Origin of the sequence: Streptomyces lydicus (assembly GCF_001729485.1) — a bacterium.
GTDB lineage: Bacteria > Actinomycetota > Actinomycetes > Streptomycetales > Streptomycetaceae > Streptomyces > Streptomyces lydicus_D.
In genome coordinates this window covers 5,301,919-5,317,365 of sequence record NZ_CP017157.1, presented here as the reverse complement: position 1 = coordinate 5,317,365, position 15,447 = coordinate 5,301,919, and the positions used below count along the sequence as shown (strand labels likewise).

At 73.7% G+C, this 15,447-nt stretch carries 14 protein-coding genes; 4 read left to right on the top strand and 10 right to left on the bottom strand.

The window, feature by feature from the left end:
- Positions 1–76 precede the first annotated feature (76 nt).
- Together SL103_RS23175 and SL103_RS23170 are read left to right on the top strand one after the other, a co-directional pair.
- Entirely contained in the window at positions 77–1,255 is a 1,179-nt protein-coding gene (locus tag SL103_RS23175) for an FAD-dependent monooxygenase (protein ID WP_069570882.1), read from the top strand.
- Between the two features lie 83 nt (positions 1,256–1,338).
- On the top strand, positions 1,339–2,007 hold the full coding sequence (locus tag SL103_RS23170; RefSeq protein WP_079145930.1) for an SUKH-4 family immunity protein: 669 nt from the start codon (positions 1,339–1,341) through the stop codon (positions 2,005–2,007).
- A 39-nt stretch (positions 2,008–2,046) separates the two neighbouring features.
- Here SL103_RS23170 and SL103_RS23165 read toward each other — a convergent pair whose 3' ends face one another.
- The gene (locus tag SL103_RS23165; RefSeq protein WP_079145929.1) at positions 2,047–2,625 is read right to left on the bottom strand and encodes a DUF2165 domain-containing protein; all 579 of its coding nucleotides are present in this window, start codon (positions 2,623–2,625) and stop codon (positions 2,047–2,049) included.
- A 172-nt stretch (positions 2,626–2,797) separates the two neighbouring features.
- Here SL103_RS23165 and SL103_RS23160 point away from each other — a divergent pair, with 172 nt between their 5' ends.
- The gene (locus SL103_RS23160; RefSeq protein ID WP_069570881.1) at positions 2,798–3,832 is read left to right on the top strand and encodes a phosphatidylinositol-specific phospholipase C domain-containing protein; all 1,035 of its coding nucleotides are present in this window, start codon (positions 2,798–2,800) and stop codon (positions 3,830–3,832) included.
- Here the strand turns inward: SL103_RS23160 and SL103_RS23155 are convergent.
- The 7 genes from SL103_RS23155 to SL103_RS23125 all read right to left on the bottom strand — a co-directional run bounded on the left by SL103_RS23155 (position 3,804) and on the right by SL103_RS23125 (position 12,134).
- Positions 3,804–4,970 carry a trypsin-like serine peptidase gene (locus tag SL103_RS23155; protein WP_347877857.1) on the bottom strand — a complete coding sequence of 389 codons (1,167 nt, stop codon included), beginning with the start codon at positions 4,968–4,970 and terminating at the stop codon, positions 3,804–3,806. The two genes, SL103_RS23160 and SL103_RS23155, sit on opposite strands and share 29 nt — an antisense overlap.
- Before the next feature lie 204 nt (positions 4,971–5,174).
- Entirely contained in the window at positions 5,175–6,125 is a 951-nt protein-coding gene (locus SL103_RS23150; RefSeq protein ID WP_069570880.1) for a phosphatidylinositol-specific phospholipase C, read from the bottom strand.
- Positions 6,126–6,269: 144 nt separating this feature from the next.
- A complete protein-coding gene (gene egtD / locus SL103_RS23145) occupies positions 6,270–7,232 on the bottom strand; it encodes an L-histidine N(alpha)-methyltransferase (RefSeq protein ID WP_069570879.1) in 963 nt (320 codons plus the stop codon).
- A complete protein-coding gene (gene egtC / locus SL103_RS23140; RefSeq protein WP_069570878.1) occupies positions 7,229–7,984 on the bottom strand; it encodes an ergothioneine biosynthesis protein EgtC in 756 nt (251 codons plus the stop codon). Before egtC ends, egtD begins: the two co-directional genes overlap by 4 nt.
- 28 nt (positions 7,985–8,012) lie before the next feature.
- Positions 8,013–9,332 (bottom strand): ergothioneine biosynthesis protein EgtB, encoded by a 1,320-nt coding sequence (gene egtB / locus SL103_RS23135; RefSeq protein WP_069570877.1) that lies wholly within the window; start codon positions 9,330–9,332, stop codon positions 8,013–8,015.
- The gene (gene egtA, locus SL103_RS23130) at positions 9,329–10,609 is read right to left on the bottom strand and encodes an ergothioneine biosynthesis glutamate--cysteine ligase EgtA (RefSeq protein WP_069570876.1); all 1,281 of its coding nucleotides are present in this window, start codon (positions 10,607–10,609) and stop codon (positions 9,329–9,331) included. The genes egtB and egtA overlap by 4 nt, the downstream gene beginning before the upstream one ends.
- A gap of 313 nt (positions 10,610–10,922) precedes the next feature.
- Complete coding sequence (locus SL103_RS23125; RefSeq protein ID WP_069570875.1) at positions 10,923–12,134, bottom strand: pyridoxal phosphate-dependent aminotransferase; 1,212 nt, start codon at positions 12,132–12,134, stop codon at positions 10,923–10,925.
- 115 nt (positions 12,135–12,249) lie between these two features.
- Here SL103_RS23125 and SL103_RS23120 point away from each other — a divergent pair, with 115 nt between their 5' ends.
- Positions 12,250–12,894: a winged helix-turn-helix transcriptional regulator gene (locus SL103_RS23120; protein WP_069570874.1), complete on the top strand. Its 645-nt coding sequence runs from the start codon at positions 12,250–12,252 to the stop codon at positions 12,892–12,894.
- 37 nt (positions 12,895–12,931) lie between these two features.
- On the opposite strand, the gene SL103_RS23115 is transcribed toward SL103_RS23120, so the two are convergent.
- A complete protein-coding gene (locus tag SL103_RS23115) occupies positions 12,932–13,528 on the bottom strand; it encodes a dihydrofolate reductase family protein (RefSeq protein WP_069570873.1) in 597 nt (198 codons plus the stop codon).
- 71 nt (positions 13,529–13,599) lie between these two features.
- Positions 13,600–15,408, bottom strand: a complete 1,809-nt coding sequence (locus tag SL103_RS23110) for a hypothetical protein (protein WP_069570872.1) — start codon at positions 15,406–15,408, stop codon at positions 13,600–13,602.
- Between the last annotated feature and the right edge of the window lie 39 nt (positions 15,409–15,447).

The following is a 15,447-nucleotide window of genomic DNA, read 5'->3' as shown; positions in this document are numbered from 1 at the left end:
GGACGGTGCGGCCACCGGGGCCGCGACGCCGTCGGCCGTGGCCCGGCCGGCGGCCCGAGTGGGGGGAAACATCGGCATGACCAAAGCCCTGATCATCGGAGGCGGCATCGCGGGGGCGGTGACCGCGATGGCTCTGCAGAAGGCGGGCGTCACCTCGGAGGTCTTCGAGGCGTACCCGACCGGCGCGGACGACGTCGGCGCCTTCCTCACCGTCTTCGCCAACGGCCTGGAGGCGCTGCGGGTGATCGACGCACACGGCCCCGTCGTCGGCCATTCCTTCCCGGCCCGGCGGGTGGAGTTCTACGGCAACGACGGCGCACGCCTGGGCGAACGCCCCATCGCGGGCACCGAACAGGGCGACGGCCTCGGCCCGCGCACCCTGCGGCGGGCCACCCTCTACCAGGTGCTGCACGCCGAGGCGGCGCGCCGCGGGATTCCGGTACGGCACGGGAAGCGGCTGGTCGGAGCGGAAACCGTGGGGACGGCCGGCGGCAAGCGGGTGGTCGCCGGCTTCGCCGACGGCAGCAGCGCCGAGGGCGACCTCCTCATCGGCGCGGACGGCCTGCACTCCGTCACCCGTACCCTCATCGACCCCGCCGCGCCGCGGCCGCGTTACACCGGCCAGAACACGGTCTGCGGCTACACCCGTGACGCCGCCGACGTCCCGCTCTCGCCGGACACCTACACCATGATCTTCGGCAAGCGGGCCTTCTTCGGCTGCACCCGGGCCCCCGACGGCGAGGTCTGGTGGTTCGCCAACGTGCCCGGCACGGAACTGGACCGCGCCACCCTCCCGGCCACCCCTCCCGACGCCTGGCGCACCCGGGTCGCGGAGCTCTTCGCCGACGACGACACGGTGGCCGCCACCCTCGTCCGCGCCACCGGCGACCGGATCATCGCCTCCAACGCGTACGACATCGCCACCACGCCGACCTGGCACACCGACACCATGGTCGTGCTCGGCGATGCCGCCCACGCCGCCGCGCCCAACGCCGCACAGGGTGCGTCCATGGCCATCGAGGACGGTGTCGTGCTGGCCAGGTGCCTGCGTGACCGGCCCGATCCGCGGAGCGCCTTCCGCGCGTACGAGAAGCTGCGCAGGGACCGGGTGGAGAAGGTCGTCGCGGCCAGCGCCGGCATGGCCAAGCTCACCGCTTCGGGCACCCCCGGCCGCCCCTCCCGCCCCGGGGGCAGCGAGCGCGGCGACGGCGCGGGCACCGACAACTGGCTGACGGGCTACCGCATCGACTGGTGAGGCCGCGTTGTCAGACCCCTGTGGTCTGCTGTGTGCAGGGAGAGCGGCGGAGCACGCCGCTCGCTACGCGGGGGAGCGGAACGATGGCGGAGACGGCGACGCCCGGGCTGCCGGGCACGACCGGAACGAGCGGCACCGGCGGGGCGCCGGCCGACGACGCACCGCTGGTGCCGGACGCGGCCTGGCTGGCGGCCCGGTTCGGGGCGGACGCCCTGTGGCGGCCGGCCGGGTCCGAGCTGCCCGAGGAGCTGACCCATGCCGAAACGCGGGAGTTCCTGACCACCGTCGGATTTCCCGCGGTGATGCTCGACGTCATCGGCTTCGACACCACGCATCTGCGGGCGGACGACGGCGAGGCCCTGGACCCTTTCGACGCCGACGAGTTGTACGGCAACCGCTACCCGGACGACGACTCGCCCCCGGTGAACTTCTGCTTCTGCGTCGGCACGTGGGGCGACCAGATGCTGATGCTCGACGCGAGCAGCGGCGGCATCGACCACTACGACCCCAACGGCTGGGACCACGGTGCCGGCTTCAAGGGCGCCGCGGCCTGGTCACTGCCGGACCTGGCCGTCCTTCTCGGGCTGATAGCCGGGCGGGCGGGCGAGCTGGTGTCGGGCGACGAGGCGGTCGCACGCGCCGCGGTGGCAGCGCTGCGTGCACGCATGCGCCGCCACGACGCGACGGTCGATGAATCGCCTTTCTGGCGAATGGTTTTCGAGGAGATCGAGGGGTTCTTCGAAGAGTTCTGAGCCCGTTGGCTCCGGTGGTCCGTGGCCGCCCGGGTGTCGTCAGGCGTCGTGCTCGCCGTGGCGGGGCGCGGTCGTGCCCGGGAGGTGGACGACGAGCAGCGCGATCCCGGCGAGGGTGAGATTGCGGGTCGCCGCCTCCAGCCCGTTCCAGGTCTTGGACTGCCACATGGCGAACCACTCGCCGCCGATGGCGAGGAAGCCGGCGCCGAAGAGCAGGACGATCATCAGCAGGCCGAGGGTGCTCAGCAACCGGGCCCGGGCGAGGCGGCCGTTGCGCAGGCCGACGGCCCACAGTGCGGTGCCCGCGAGCAGCAGCAGTGCGGCGAGCGTCTCCCAGGCGATGATCGCAAGGTAGGCGGCGTCCTGCAGGGTGTGCGAGGTGATGGCCCGCCACATCAGGTCCGGGTCCTTGAACGTGGTGTCCATGGCCAGCACGTGGCGGACGAACTGCTGATTGGTGCCGAAGTCGGTGATGTTGCCCAAGGCGACAAGGGCGATGACGAGCGCGACGGTTCCGGTGAGCACGGCCGCCGCCAACGTCAGGCCGGTGCGCGGTATCCGGTCGCCGGTGTGCAGAATCCGGCCACTGGTGTGCGGGGGCGTGGACGTCTCGGACATGGGTCCTCCTCAAGTCGGTTACGTTGTCCGATCTTTGCCTACTCGCCACCCGGCCTGACGTCCGCCCGCCCACAAGTCCCGTACGCTGCTGCCCGATCGACCGGATGACCGACCGGTCGATTTCACGTTCGGGTGACTGCCGGGCGGCCGAGGACCTAGGGAAGCGGGGCTCATGAACGGTAAGCGGTGCGTGGGGACGGTGGCCGCCGCGGCGGCGGCGGTGATGGCCGTGAGCGGCCCGGCGGGCGCCCAGCCGGTCCCCCTGACATACGGCACCAGCACGTCCGTGGGCGTCCACAACGCCTACGACAAGGAAAAGTACCCGTACTTCGCGGACGCGCTGGACTCCGGAGCCGCGCTGCTCGAACTCGACCTCTGGTCCAACGGGCTGGGCCGCAGTTGGCGGGTGTCGCACAGCAACCCGCTCGGGAACAACAACAACTGCGAGGGTGCCGCCAAGGCGTCCGAGCTGCGGACCAAGGACCGCAACGAGGACTTCGCCGGCTGCCTCGCCGATCTGCGGGCCTGGCACGACGCGCACCCCGGCCACCGGCCCGTCCTGCTCAAGGTCGAGATGAAGGACGGCTTCAACGCCAAGGGCGGGCGCGGTCCGGCCGAGTTCGACGCGCTGGTGCGGCAGAAGCTGGGTGACGCGGTCTACGGACCGGGTGACCTCACGGCCGGGCACGCCACGCCCGACGAGGCGGTGCGGGCCGGCGGGTGGCCCGCGCGCGCCGACCTCGCGGGGAAGTTCCTCTTCGAGCTCATACCGGGCACGGTCGAGGAGAGCAATCCCTTCGACAAGCTGTGGACGGACGTCGAGTACGCGACGCACCTGAAGAATCTGGCGGCGCAGGGGAAGCTGGCGCAGTCGACGGCGTTTCCCGCGGTGCACGGGGCGGCCCCCGGCGACCCGCGTGAGCGCTATGCGGACCCGGCGCTGCGCCCGTGGTTCGTGGTGTTCGACGGTGATGCCGCGACGTACCTGAACGGCTCCATCGACACCGCCTGGTACGACACCCGCCACTACCTCCTCATCATGACCGACGCGCACAACGTGCCGCCGGTCATCGACGGCACCCGCCCGACCGAGGCGCAGGCACTGGCCCGGGTCGGCCAACTCGCGGCGGCGCACGCCAGTTTCGCCACCGCGGACTGGTACCCGCTGCCGTCGGTGCTCAAGACCGTGGTTCCGCGCGGGGCCTGACGGCCGGCGTGGGGGCCGGTTCCGCGGTCGCACGGCGGTAGAGCGCGGCGATGTCCTTGCCGAAACGGCTGCTGTACGAGGTGAGGTCGTCGCCGCCCTCGTCGAGGCCGCCGACCACCCCGATCAGGGTGCCGGTGCCGGTGCCCGGGTCGACGTCGGTGAGCATCGGCCCGCCGCTGGTGCCGTTGGGGAACCCGGCGCAGTCGAAGCGCAGTTGGGCCGGTCCTTCGGCGTCCGCGGTGTGCCGGCAGCTGACCGGGGTCTCCTGGTCGGCGGGGTAGCCGGTCAGCAGCGCGGGGCGCCCGGCCGGGGCGTCGAAGCGGATCCGTTCGGCGCCGGTGAGGTCCTCTATCCGGCCGCCGACCCGGCCGGCTCTGCGCATGCGCAGGAAGGCCACGTCGTGATCGGGGTCCCGGTCGCTGATCCACCGCGGATCGACGAGGACGCGGGCGGGCACCCACAGGCCGTACGGCGCGATCCGGTCGTGCAGCCCGGGCACGAACACCAGCCGGGTGCGGAAGCCGCCGTCGTGCACGCAGTGCGCGGCCGTGACGACGAGGTCGCCCGCGGGGGAGTGCACCACGCTCGCGGTGCAGTGGTGGGCCGGATCGCCGTCGTCGCCGGGGGAGAAGAGCGCGCCGATGGCCGGCGAGGGGGCCGCCGCGGCGGCCACCAGGGGCCGGGAGGAGGGCGGGGACGCCGCGGCCGCCCGCCCGCCGCCGCGGCGCGCCGCCACCGGCGGCCCCGCCACCTCCTCGTACGGGCCGGCGAGCACCGCGGCGGCGGCCTGGTCGCCGTCGGCGCGGGTGGTGAGGTACGAGCCGGTGGCGCTGTCCCCGGCGGCCAGGTACGGCTCGCGCGGCGGAGCGCCCAGCGCCAGCACCGTGCTGCCCATGACGACCGTGAGCGCACCGAGCGCCAGGGTCGCCCGCAGCGGAACGCCGGGCCGGCCGCGCCCGGTGCAGGCCGGCGCGCCGGGGACGGGGCAGTCGCCCGCCCACGCCCCGGTGGCGTCGGCCGCACCGCCCGCGTTCCCCGCCGTCGCGGTCCCGCGTTCGCTCGTCTCCACCAACAGCCGCCTCGCCGCATCAGCCGGCGGCGCCCCCTCGTACGCCGGGACGGCGCCGGAACCAGACATTTCACCCAGTCTGATGCAGGGCGGCGCGTCTTGGTTGGGTCACCCGGGCGGATCAGCGCACCCGAAGCCCGAAGGGCGGGGTGGTGGTGGCCTGCCGCGATGCCCGGCAGGCCGGTACGGGACGCCCGCGGGCCGAGCCGCGCGGACCGGGCGGGCGGGCACTGGGCCGGTCGGGTGACATTCCCGGCCGGCCCCGGCGCCCGGTCACGGCGTCAGCCGCACCCGGCTCCCCGCCACGTTGTGCCGGATCAGCGTCTCCGCCAGCCCGAACTCGTTCGGGAAGTCCATCGGCACGATGCCCAGCCCCGTCCACGAGCTGCCCTCCGAGCCCTCCAGGAGCCCCTTGACCTGGGGGTTGAGGCGGTCGGCGTTGGAGCGCGGGGGGAGCAGCGCGGCGGTGCTGACGTAGTTGACGAACAGCTTGCCGGGCTGGCCGGCGGCCTTGCGGAACTGGGCCTCGACCTTGGGCCACTTCCCGAACGGCTCCGCCATGTAGTCGTCCTGGATGTCGAACAGCTGCGGGTCGCCGTAGCGGACGCCGCCCAGGCCGTCGGAGTCCGCCAGCAGGACGACCTTCCCGCGTGCCTGGCCGAGGGCCGGCAGGCCGCCGTCCAGCCGGAAGAGCGGACGGTAGCCCTTGTCGTCCAGGTAAAGGGTGAAGATCCGGCGGAACTCCTCGGCGCTGACCTCGGAGTACTCCTGCTTGACCCGCATCAGCACGGTTTCCGTGGGGTGCGCCTGGAGGAACGCCCGGCAGGCGTTGAGCACGTCGCCGAACATCAGCTGCTGGTAGAAGGCGCCGTGATGGATGGCGAAGACATTGTCGACGGCCCGGCAGCGGACGTCCAGGAAGCGGATGCCGGAGGCGAGTTGGGCGTCGACGGCGGTGTTCTGGCAGGCGACCCAGGGGCCGCCGATCCGGGCGCCGGAGTCATGGGTGCCGGGGATCGTGAGGCGCTGGACGGGCGTGCTGTCCGGGAGCGCCGACATCCAGTCCTGTACGGAGAGTGCGGCGGGTGCCGCCCGCCGGCGGACCGCGGCCTGCGCCGTGACGGCCCCGCTGCCCAGCCCCGCCAGCACGCCGGCGGCCGACAGCCCGGCCGCCCCTCTGAGGAACCCCCGTCGATCCAGCCCCGTTCCCGGCCCCTGCCCCATCCGCTTCCCCTGCCGTCGAGTCTGCGTGCGGCACACCGGCATGCCGGTGCGCCGCTGCGGTCGAGGCATGGAACCACACCGGCCGCGGACATGACACCCGGCCGGCGTGCCGAGAGGCACACCGGCCGGAAACGACGGGAACGGTCAGGCGCGGAACGACAGCGACAGCGCGAAGCGGTCCGCGCTGTCCGTCCACCAATTGGTCAACTCCATACCGGCCGCGGCGAGTTCGGTGCGTACGCCGTCCTCGCGGAACTTCGCCGAGATCTCGGTGCGTACGTCCTCACCGGCCGCGAAGGTCGCCGCCAGATCCACGCCGGGAATCTTGACGGTCAGCTCCTTGCGGGCCCGCAGCCGCATCTCGATCCACTCGTGCTCGGCGTTCCACAGCGCGACGTGGTCGAAGTCCGCGGGGTCGAAGTCGCCGCCCAGCTCACGGTTGATGACCTGGAGCACGTTCTTGTTGAACGCGGCCGTCACTCCCTGCGGATCGTCGTACGCCGCCACCAGCGTGGCCTCGTCCTTGACGAGGTCGGTGCCGAGCAGCAGGGCGTCCCCCGGGGAGAGCGCGGCGTGCACGGCGTGCAGGAACGCGGCGCGCTCGTCGGGCAGCAGGTTCCCCAGGGTGCCGCCGAGGAAGGCGAGCAGCCGCGGGCCGGGCGTGTCGGGCAGCGCGAGGCCCTGCTGGAAGTCGGCGACCAGGGCGTGCACGGTGAGCCCGGGGTGCTCGGCGAGCAGTGCCTCGCCCGCCGCGGCCAGCGCGGACTCGCTGACGTCGACGGGCACATAGGTCTGCAGGCCGGTCAGCGCGCCGATGAGGTGGCGGGTCTTGTCGGAGGACCCGGAGCCCAGCTCGATCAGCGTGCGCGCGTTGGTGGCCGCGGCGATGTGGTCGGCGCGGGTGAGCAGGATCTCCCGCTCGGCGCGGGTCGGGTAGTAGTCGGGAAGTTTGGTGATCTCTTCGAACAGCTCGCTGCCGCGGGCGTCGTAGAACCACTTGGGCGGCAGCTGCTTGGGGGTACGGGACAGTCCCTGGGCAACATCGGCGCGCAGCGCGGCCGCGGTGGCGTCGGCAGGGAGGGTGCGGGTGATGCTGAGGGGGCTCACGTGGCGGGCTCCTTGAGCGGGGTGAGGTGGACTTCGGTCCGGGTGGCGCGCAGCAGGGTGCGGTCGGGGACCTCGGTCCAGTGGGGGGAATCGTCGTACGGCTCCGCGGCGACAACCCGGCCACCGCCGGGAACGGCCAGGTGGAACAGGGTGTCGCCCCAGGTCGTGGCGGTGATGGAGGTGCCGTCGGTCAGTAGCAGGTTGAGCCGGGAGCCGGGGGCGGCCGCGGCGACGGAGGTGACCGTTTCGGCCAGCGCCTCGCCGGGCTCGTCGCCGCGCGTCAGCCGGTGCCGGACCAGCGCCCACACGAACGCCGCGTCGCAGCGCGCCTGGAGCCGCAGCAGCTCCGCCGGTGGCAGCTCGGCGGCCAGCGGCGCCAGGGAGTCCGGCCAGCCGGTCACCGCGCCGTTGTGGCTGAAGAGGTAGCGCCCGGCGGCGAACGGCGCGGCGGCCGCCTCGGCATCGGCCCCGGCCACGGTGGCGTCCCGTACGGCGGCCAGCAGCGCGCCGGTGCGCACCACCCGTGCCAGGTCCGGAAGTTGCTCGTCGGCCCAGATCGGGCCGGCCCGCCGGTAGCGGGCGGGCACCGGGTCGCCCGGTGCGTACCAGCCGACGCCGAACCCGTCCGCGTTGACCGTGCCGTACCGCTGGCGCCGCGGCGCCCACGACTGCCGGTACAGGCTGTGCGGGGGATCCAGCACGATCTGGCCGAAGGGTATCTCCGGCCCCAGATAAGCGATATGACGGCACATCAGCTGCTCGCCTCCCGGGTCGCGGGCCTCATGCTTCCGCCATCGGGTCGGCGTCCCTGGCGGTGCGGAACCCGGAGAAGATCTGCCGCCGGACCGGCAGGTCCCAGTTGCGGAAGGTGCCCCGGCAGGCGACCGGGTCGACCGCGAACGACCCGCCGCGCAGCACCTTGTGCCCGTCGCCGAAGAACACTTCCGAGTACTCCCGGTAGGGGAACGCGGCGAAGCCCGGGTAGGGCAGGAAGTCGCTCGCCGTCCACTCCCACACGTCGCCGATCAACTGGCGTACGCCGAGCGGCGACTGGCCGTCGGGGTAGCTGCCGATCGCGGCCGGCCGCAGATGCCGCTGGCCGAGGTTGGCGTGCGCCGGAGTGGGGTCCTCGTCACCCCAGGGATAGCGCATGGCCCGGCCGGTCGCCGGGTCGTGGCGGGCGGCCTTCTCCCACTCGGCCTCGGTGGGCAGCCGCCGGCCCGCCCAGCGGGCGTAGGCGTCCGCCTCGTACCAGCTGACGTGCAGCACCGGCTCGTCCGGCGGCACCGGCTCGGTCACGCCGAACCGCCGGCGCAGCCACTGGCCGCCGTCCCGCTTCCAGAACAGCGGGGCCCGCAGCTTGTGCTCCTGCACCTGCGCCCAGCCCGCCGGCTCCCACCAGCGCGGGTCGTCGTAGCCGCCGGCCTCGATGAACCGCTGGTAGGCGCCGTTGCTGACCGGTGTGGTGTCGATCAGGAAGGCGGGTACCAGGCGGCGGTGCGCGGGCCGTTCGTTGTCCAGTGCCCAGGGCTCGGTGGACGTCCCCATGAGGAACGGCCCGCCGGGGACGAGCACCTCGGCCGGGATGATTTCGTCGGAGAGGGGCGGCGGCTCGGGCGCGGTGAGCACGGCGGGCCCGCGGCGCAGCTGGTGCGTGATGAGCATGGTCTCGTCGTGCTGCTGCTCGTGCTGGGCGATCATGCCGAAGGCGAAGCCGGAGTCCAGCAGCGGACCGCCGTGCAGCGGGGCGCGTTCGAGGATGTCCAGCACCCGGCCGCGGACCTCGGCGACATAGCCGTGCGCCTCGTCCGGCGCCAGCAGCGGCAGCGAGGGGCGTGCGGCGCGCGGATGCTCGAAGGCGTCGTAGACGGAGTCGATGTCCGGCCGCAGCGCCTCACGGCCGCCGACGGTGCGCAGCAGCCACTGCTCCTCCTGGTTGCCTATGTGCGCCAGGTCCCACACCAGCGGGGACATCAGCGGGGAGTGCTGGGCGACGAGATCGGGGTGCTCGACGCAGGTGGTCAGCAGGTGGGTGCGGTCGCGGGCGGCGAGCAGTGCCGAGGCCGCCCGCTCACGGAGGAGCTCGGGATCGATGGTCACTGGCTGTCCTTCCCAGGAATGAGGTCGTCGCTCTCCGCGGTGTACAGGGCATCGAGGTGGTCGTCCGCGGGACAGCGGCCGCGCGCCACATAGCGCTCGGTGAACCCCGCGACCGCCGCACGCACCTCCGGGGAGGCGCCGAGCCGCGGCAGCGCCTCCTCGGCCGCGGCGAAACACGCCACCGCCGCGGCGTGCAGCTCCGGATCGGTCAGCCCCCCGCGGGCGGCCCGCCGCCACAGCGGATTGCGCGGCGCCGGCCGCGGACCCGCCGTCTCGGCCAGCGCCTTGACCGTGCGGTAGGCGCGCTCGGCGGCCTCCGGGTCGTCGAACAGCGCGGCGGTCACGGCCAGCGGCACCACCCACCCGGCGTCGCCGGACTGGGCGTCGATCATGCGCAGCTCCAGATGGCCGCGCGGCCGTACGGGCGGGAAGAGCGTGGTGAGGTGGTAGTCGAGGTCCTCCTGGGTGGGGGGCCGGGGCACGCCGGTACGGACCCAGTCCCGGAAGGTGAGCCCCTCCGGCGCGTCCCAGGGCCCGTCGTCGGTGCGGATGCACATCACGGGGGCGTCCAGGACGTAGCGGGCCCACGCGGTGCGCGGGTCCGGTCCCAGCGGCGGCGCGAGCGTACGGTCCGGGTCGAGCTGGGACCAGATGAGCTGGCGGGTGGTGCGGTAGCCGGTGGGGCAGCCCTCGCTGGTCGGCGAATTGGCGAAGGCCGCGGCCAGCACCGCGCCCAGCAGGTGGGCCAGCAGCCAGCGCCGGCCGTGCCCGAGCGGTCCCGGCTCGTCGTACCCGGCGTCCACGCACACCTGCACGGACGCGGTGGCGCACATCATGGACCGCCCGGCGGAGCCCCAGCGGTCGAAGTACGCCTCCATGGCGTTGTAGCGGGGGTCGGTCAGTACCCGGCGTGGTGGGTGCCACGGGTTGTGACCGTGGCCGGCCATCCCCAGGCCCCGCGCCAGCATGGCGGGGCGTACCAGTGCGAGGTCGGCCGTCACGGACTCGATGCACTCGGTCAGGGAGGCGGCGGGCTGCGAACTCAGTTCCAGCTGACCGCCGGGTTCGAAGGTCAGCAGGGAGCGGAGGGGCAGTGCGCGCAGCGCGTCGGCGGCTTCGTGCAGCCGGTCGGGTTCGACCGGACATCGGGGGTTGCGCGCGTCGTGGACCAGGAATTCGATCTCGACGCCGATACGGCGTGGCGGGCCCGTCTTGAAGCATATGCCGTGCAGATGCGCTTCGAGTTCCGCTTCCGTGACTGCAGGCCGTACGGGCATGGAATCCCTCTCCCTCGTGGGGTCGCGGCAGGATTGCCGCCCTCCACCTAATCGGCTGCGCGCCGTGCGCTCAAGGGCGCGTCGGCCGGACCGAGGGCGCCGGGCGGGCCGACGCGGGGAGACCGGCCGGTCCGGAGTGAGGGACTCCTCCACGGTACCGCGGCGCCCTCCTGCCGCCAGGACGGCCTTCCTGCCCGCTCGCGCGCCCCCTGACCTGGCCGGCGGGCGGCGGACGGGGGCGGGAACGGCGTACCGCCGTTGGGGTGAGCCGGAGAGGGGTGCGGGGGCGGGTCCGGGAGCGGGACGGCGGGCCCTACTGGCGGTAGCCCGCCAGGAAGCGGCCGATCCGGCTGATCGCCGCGTCGAGGTCGTCGGCGTGCGGCAGGGTGAGCACGCGGAAGTGGTCGGGGCGCGGCCAGTTGAAGCCGGTGCCCTGGACGACCTGGATCTTCTCCCGCAGGAGCAGGTCCAGCACGAACTTCTCGTCGTCGTGGATCTTGTGTACGGCGGGGTCGAGGCGCGGGAAGGCGTAGAGCGCGCCCCTGGGCTTGACGCAGGAGACGCCCGGGATCTCGTTGAGCCGCTCCCAGGCCACGTCCCGCTGTTCGCGCAGCCGGCCGCCGGGCAGCACCAGGTCCTTGATGGACTGCCGGCCGCCGAGCGCCGCCTGGATGGCGTACTGCGCGGGCGCGTTCGGGCACAGCCGCATGGAGGCGAGGGTGCCCAGGCCCTCCAGGTAGTCGGCGGCGTGCTGCTTGGGGCCGGAGACCACCAGCCAGCCGGAGCGGAAGCCGGCCACGCGGTAGGACTTGGACAGTCCGCTGAAGGTCAGGCACACCAGGTCGGGGGCGACCACCGCGGCGTGGTGGTGGACCTCGTCGTCGTAGAGGATCCGGTCGTAGATCTCGTCGGCGAAGACCATCAGCTGGTGGCGCCGGGCGAGGTCGAGCATGCCCTCCAGCAGCTCGCGGGGGTAGACGGCGCCGGTGGGGTTGTTGGGGTTGATGATGACCATCGCCCGGGTCCGGTCGGTGATCTTCGAGGCGAGGTCGTCGAGGTCCGGCAGCCAGTCGGCGGACTCGTCGCACAGGTAGTGCACGGCCTTGCCGCCGGCCAGCGTGGTGACCGCGGTCCACAGGGGGAAGTCGGGGGCCGGGATCAGCACCTCGTCGCCGTCGTCGAGGAGCGCCTGCACCGCCATCGAGACGAGTTCCGAGACGCCGTTGCCGAGATAGATGTCGTCGACGTCGACGTCCGGCAGCCCGTTCTGCTGGTAGTGCTGGGCCACCGCGCGCCGGGCCGAGAGGATGCCGCGGGACTCCGTGTAGCCGTGCGCGCGGGAGAGGTTGCGCATCACGTCCTGGAGGATCTCCTCGGGGCACTCGAAGCCGAACAGCGCCGGATTGCCGGTGTTCAGCCGCAGCACGCTGTGGCCGGCCTCCTCCAGCGCGTCCGCGTGCTCGATCACCGGCCCGCGGATCTCGTAGCAGACGTCGGCCATCTTGCTGGACTGCTTGAACTGCATGCGGCGGCCTCCCGGTCCCTCGCTCACCGCGCGGCGCGGCAGCACGTCGTCAACACCCTACTTGGTTTTACCAAGTGGCCACTTGGAAAGTCCAACTTCTGTCTATGCTGGTGTCATGCCGCGCCGAAGTTATGACCAGTACTGCGCCGTCGCCCGAGCCCTGGACGCCGTCGGCGACCGCTGGACGCTCCTGATCGTCCGGGAACTGCTGGGCGGCTCCCGGCGCTACACCGATCTGCACGCCGACCTGCCGGGCGTCAGCACCGACATGCTCGCCTCCCGCCTGAAGGACATGGAACGGGACGAGCTGGTCACCCGCCGCCGGCTCGCCCCGCCCGGAGCCGCGTACGTCTACGAACTCACCGCCCGCGGCCGCGCCCTGCTGCCCGCCCTCGCCGCGCTCGCCGACTGGGGTGCCCCCGCGCTGGACGAGAAGCGGCCGACCGACGCGGTGCGCGCCCACTGGTTCGCGGTGCCGCTCCTCGCACGGCTCGCCGGACACTTCCCGGAAGGCGTCGCGGTGGTCGACATCGCGCTGGACGAGGGGGAGTTCCACCTCCGCCTCGACGGCGCGGACCCCGGCTACGCGGAGGGCCCCGCCGCGCACCCCGACGTCCGGCTGCGCCTGGACACCGCGACCTGCGCGGCCGTCGCGGACGGCCGGCTGTCCCTCGCGGAGGGCATCGCGGCGGGCCGGATCGAGGCCACCGGGCCCGGGGTGCCCGGCGAGGGGCGGCGGCAGAACGCGCCGGCGGTATGACGCGACGCGGTGGCGTTCCGGGCCGCCCCCGCCCCGGTCACCCCTCGGCGGCCGGCCGGTAGGTGCACACCTGCACGCCCGTGCTGCCGGTGACCGCGGAGACCAGCTCCAGGGTGTGCAGCACGCCGTCCTCGGGGAAGATCCTCTTCCCGCCGCCGAGGACCACCGGCATGATCATGAGCATCAGCTCGTCGACCAGGCCCTCGCGCAGCAGGCTCCGCACGAGGGTGGGGCTCCCCAGGACCGACAGGTCACCACCCTCCGTCGCGCGCAGCTCCCGGAGTCTGCCAAGGACCGCGCTGCCCGCGATGCGGGTGGTGTTGTTCCAGGTCAGCTCGTCATCGCCGAGGGTGTCGGACACCACGTACTTCGGGATGGCGTTCATCTGGTCGGCGAACGGGTCGCCGGCCCGATCGGGCCACGCCGCGGCCATCGTCTGCCAGGTGCGGCGTCCGAAGAGCAGCGCCTCGGCCTTGCTCATCGCCTCACCGATGGCCGGACCCATCACCTCCGGGTCGAAGAACCGGTGCGACCAGCCGCCGTGGGCGAAGCCGCCGTCGGTGTCCTCCTCGGGCCCGCCCGGGGCCTGCACGACGCCGTCCAGGCTCATGAATTCACTGACCACGATGCGCATGGGACTCGCTCCTCATCCTTGATCCGGAGGGTACGGCGCAACAGACTGCCGTACCGTGCCGCACTCGTCGCTCACCCGGTGCCGGCGTCGCGGCGGTCCGCCGGCTTCCGTACGACGACGGGCGGAACGGGGCGGGTTCCCGGGATGTTGATTTTGATCCGGGTGGTCAGGGTGGTCTCCACCGGTGCGGGTTCCCGGGACCGGCTCGGGTCACCGATCGGGCGGCGCGGCGCGAACCAGTCGGCGGCGGTGGTGTCCGGCGCGGGGGCAGGGGGCGCCGGCGCGGTGCCGCCCCGGGGCGTCAGGGCCACCACGGGGCGGGCGAGACGCCACAGCCAGTCCGCCTCGTGGTCCCTCCTGGTGAGCACGAGCCGGTCGAAGACGGCCTGCACCTCGCCCGGACGCTCCCGGACCAGGCTCTCCAGCACCCATTGGATGTCGCGCTCCTGGGCGAAGGGCCGTGCGGCGTCGTGCCGCCCCCCTTTCAGGGCCGAGAAGACCAGCGGGAATTCCCGCGCCGCCCGGTGCCGGCCCACCGCGGTGAGGATCTGACGGACCTCCGCGTCGCGGCCGGCGGCCCGCAGGGTGTCCAGCACCTCGCGGAACGGCTTGGCGGGCCGGGCCCCGCCGACCGCGGCCAGCAGCGGGTGCGCGTCCTCCGGCGCGAGCGCCCGTACCAGCGCCAGCACTTCGTCGGCGGACCCGTTCCGGCCGATGGACCGGAAGGCGCTGTGCAGGTCCTCCCGGTCGCCGGCCCGCACCCGTTCCGGCGCGGGGGCGGTGACCTCCTGGCCGGCCCCGGGGCGGCCCGGGGCCACTTGTCCGGTCGCGCGCCCGGACAACGCGTCTCCCGCGTCCGCGCCGGAGTCGACCGGGCCCGCCGGTGCCGGACCGCTGCCGGCCGAGTTGTCCGGGACGATGTCCGGGCCGTCGTCCCAGGTGGCGGGGATGTCCGGGGCGTCACCGCCGGGCAGCCCGGCCGCGAGCCGCTGGAGATGGTCGGCCTCGCCGTCCAGGGTCCGCGCGGCCTTGAAGAGTGCGCGGTCGATGTCGTCGCCCGCGTCCGCCGGCCCGGCGGGCCGGGCGGCGGGCGGCGCCGGCTCCCCGGGCCGGCCGCGCAGGCCGTCGAGTTCCGCCCGCAGGGCCCGTACCTGCTCGGCGGCCCGCTCCGCCAGCCGGTCGGCCTTCTCCCGCTCGGCGCGGGCCCGGGTCAGTTCCGATTCCGCCGTGGACCGCTGCGTCTCGCTGCGCTGGAGGCGCTCCCGGACGCGGAGCAGCTCCTGGTCCTTCCGGGCGGCGCGCACCCGTTCCCGCTCGGCGGTCAGCGTCGCGATGTCGCGCCGCAGCGTGTCGACCATGGCCAGCAGGATCAGCACCATGTGGTTGGCGCTGTTACGGGCCTGCTCCAGCTCGGCGGAGCGTTCCATCGCCCGTAACAGCTTGTCGGAGAGGGCCAGTGCCTGCCGCTGCGCCGCCACCAGCTCCGCGGTCCGTTCCGGGGACTCGCGCCGCTCCGGCTCCGGTGCGGCCGCCGGCGGGCGGTCGGCGCCACCGGGCGGGGCCGCCGCGGGCAGCCGGGCGAGAAGCGTCCGTGCCTCGGCGAGCAGCCGGGCGCACTGCCGGGCGTCGCCGGAGCAGGCGTCCGCCACCGCCTCCACGAAGTCCCACTGCAGGTTCACACCGGCCAGCCGGTCCGACACGGTGGTGCGGGACGGCACGGTCTGACTGACGAAGTGCTCCGGCCGCAGACAGGCCCGCAGGTCGTCGACCTTCAGCCCGGCCGCGTCGAGCCAGCGGCGCAGCGTGTCCGCCAGCTGGTTGTCCCGCTCCGAAGCGCCCCGCAGCGGCCCCCAGGGCCGTGTCCTTCTTCCCCCGCCCATCGCGCGTGCCCGTCCTCTCCCGCGGCTTGCTTGTCCGGG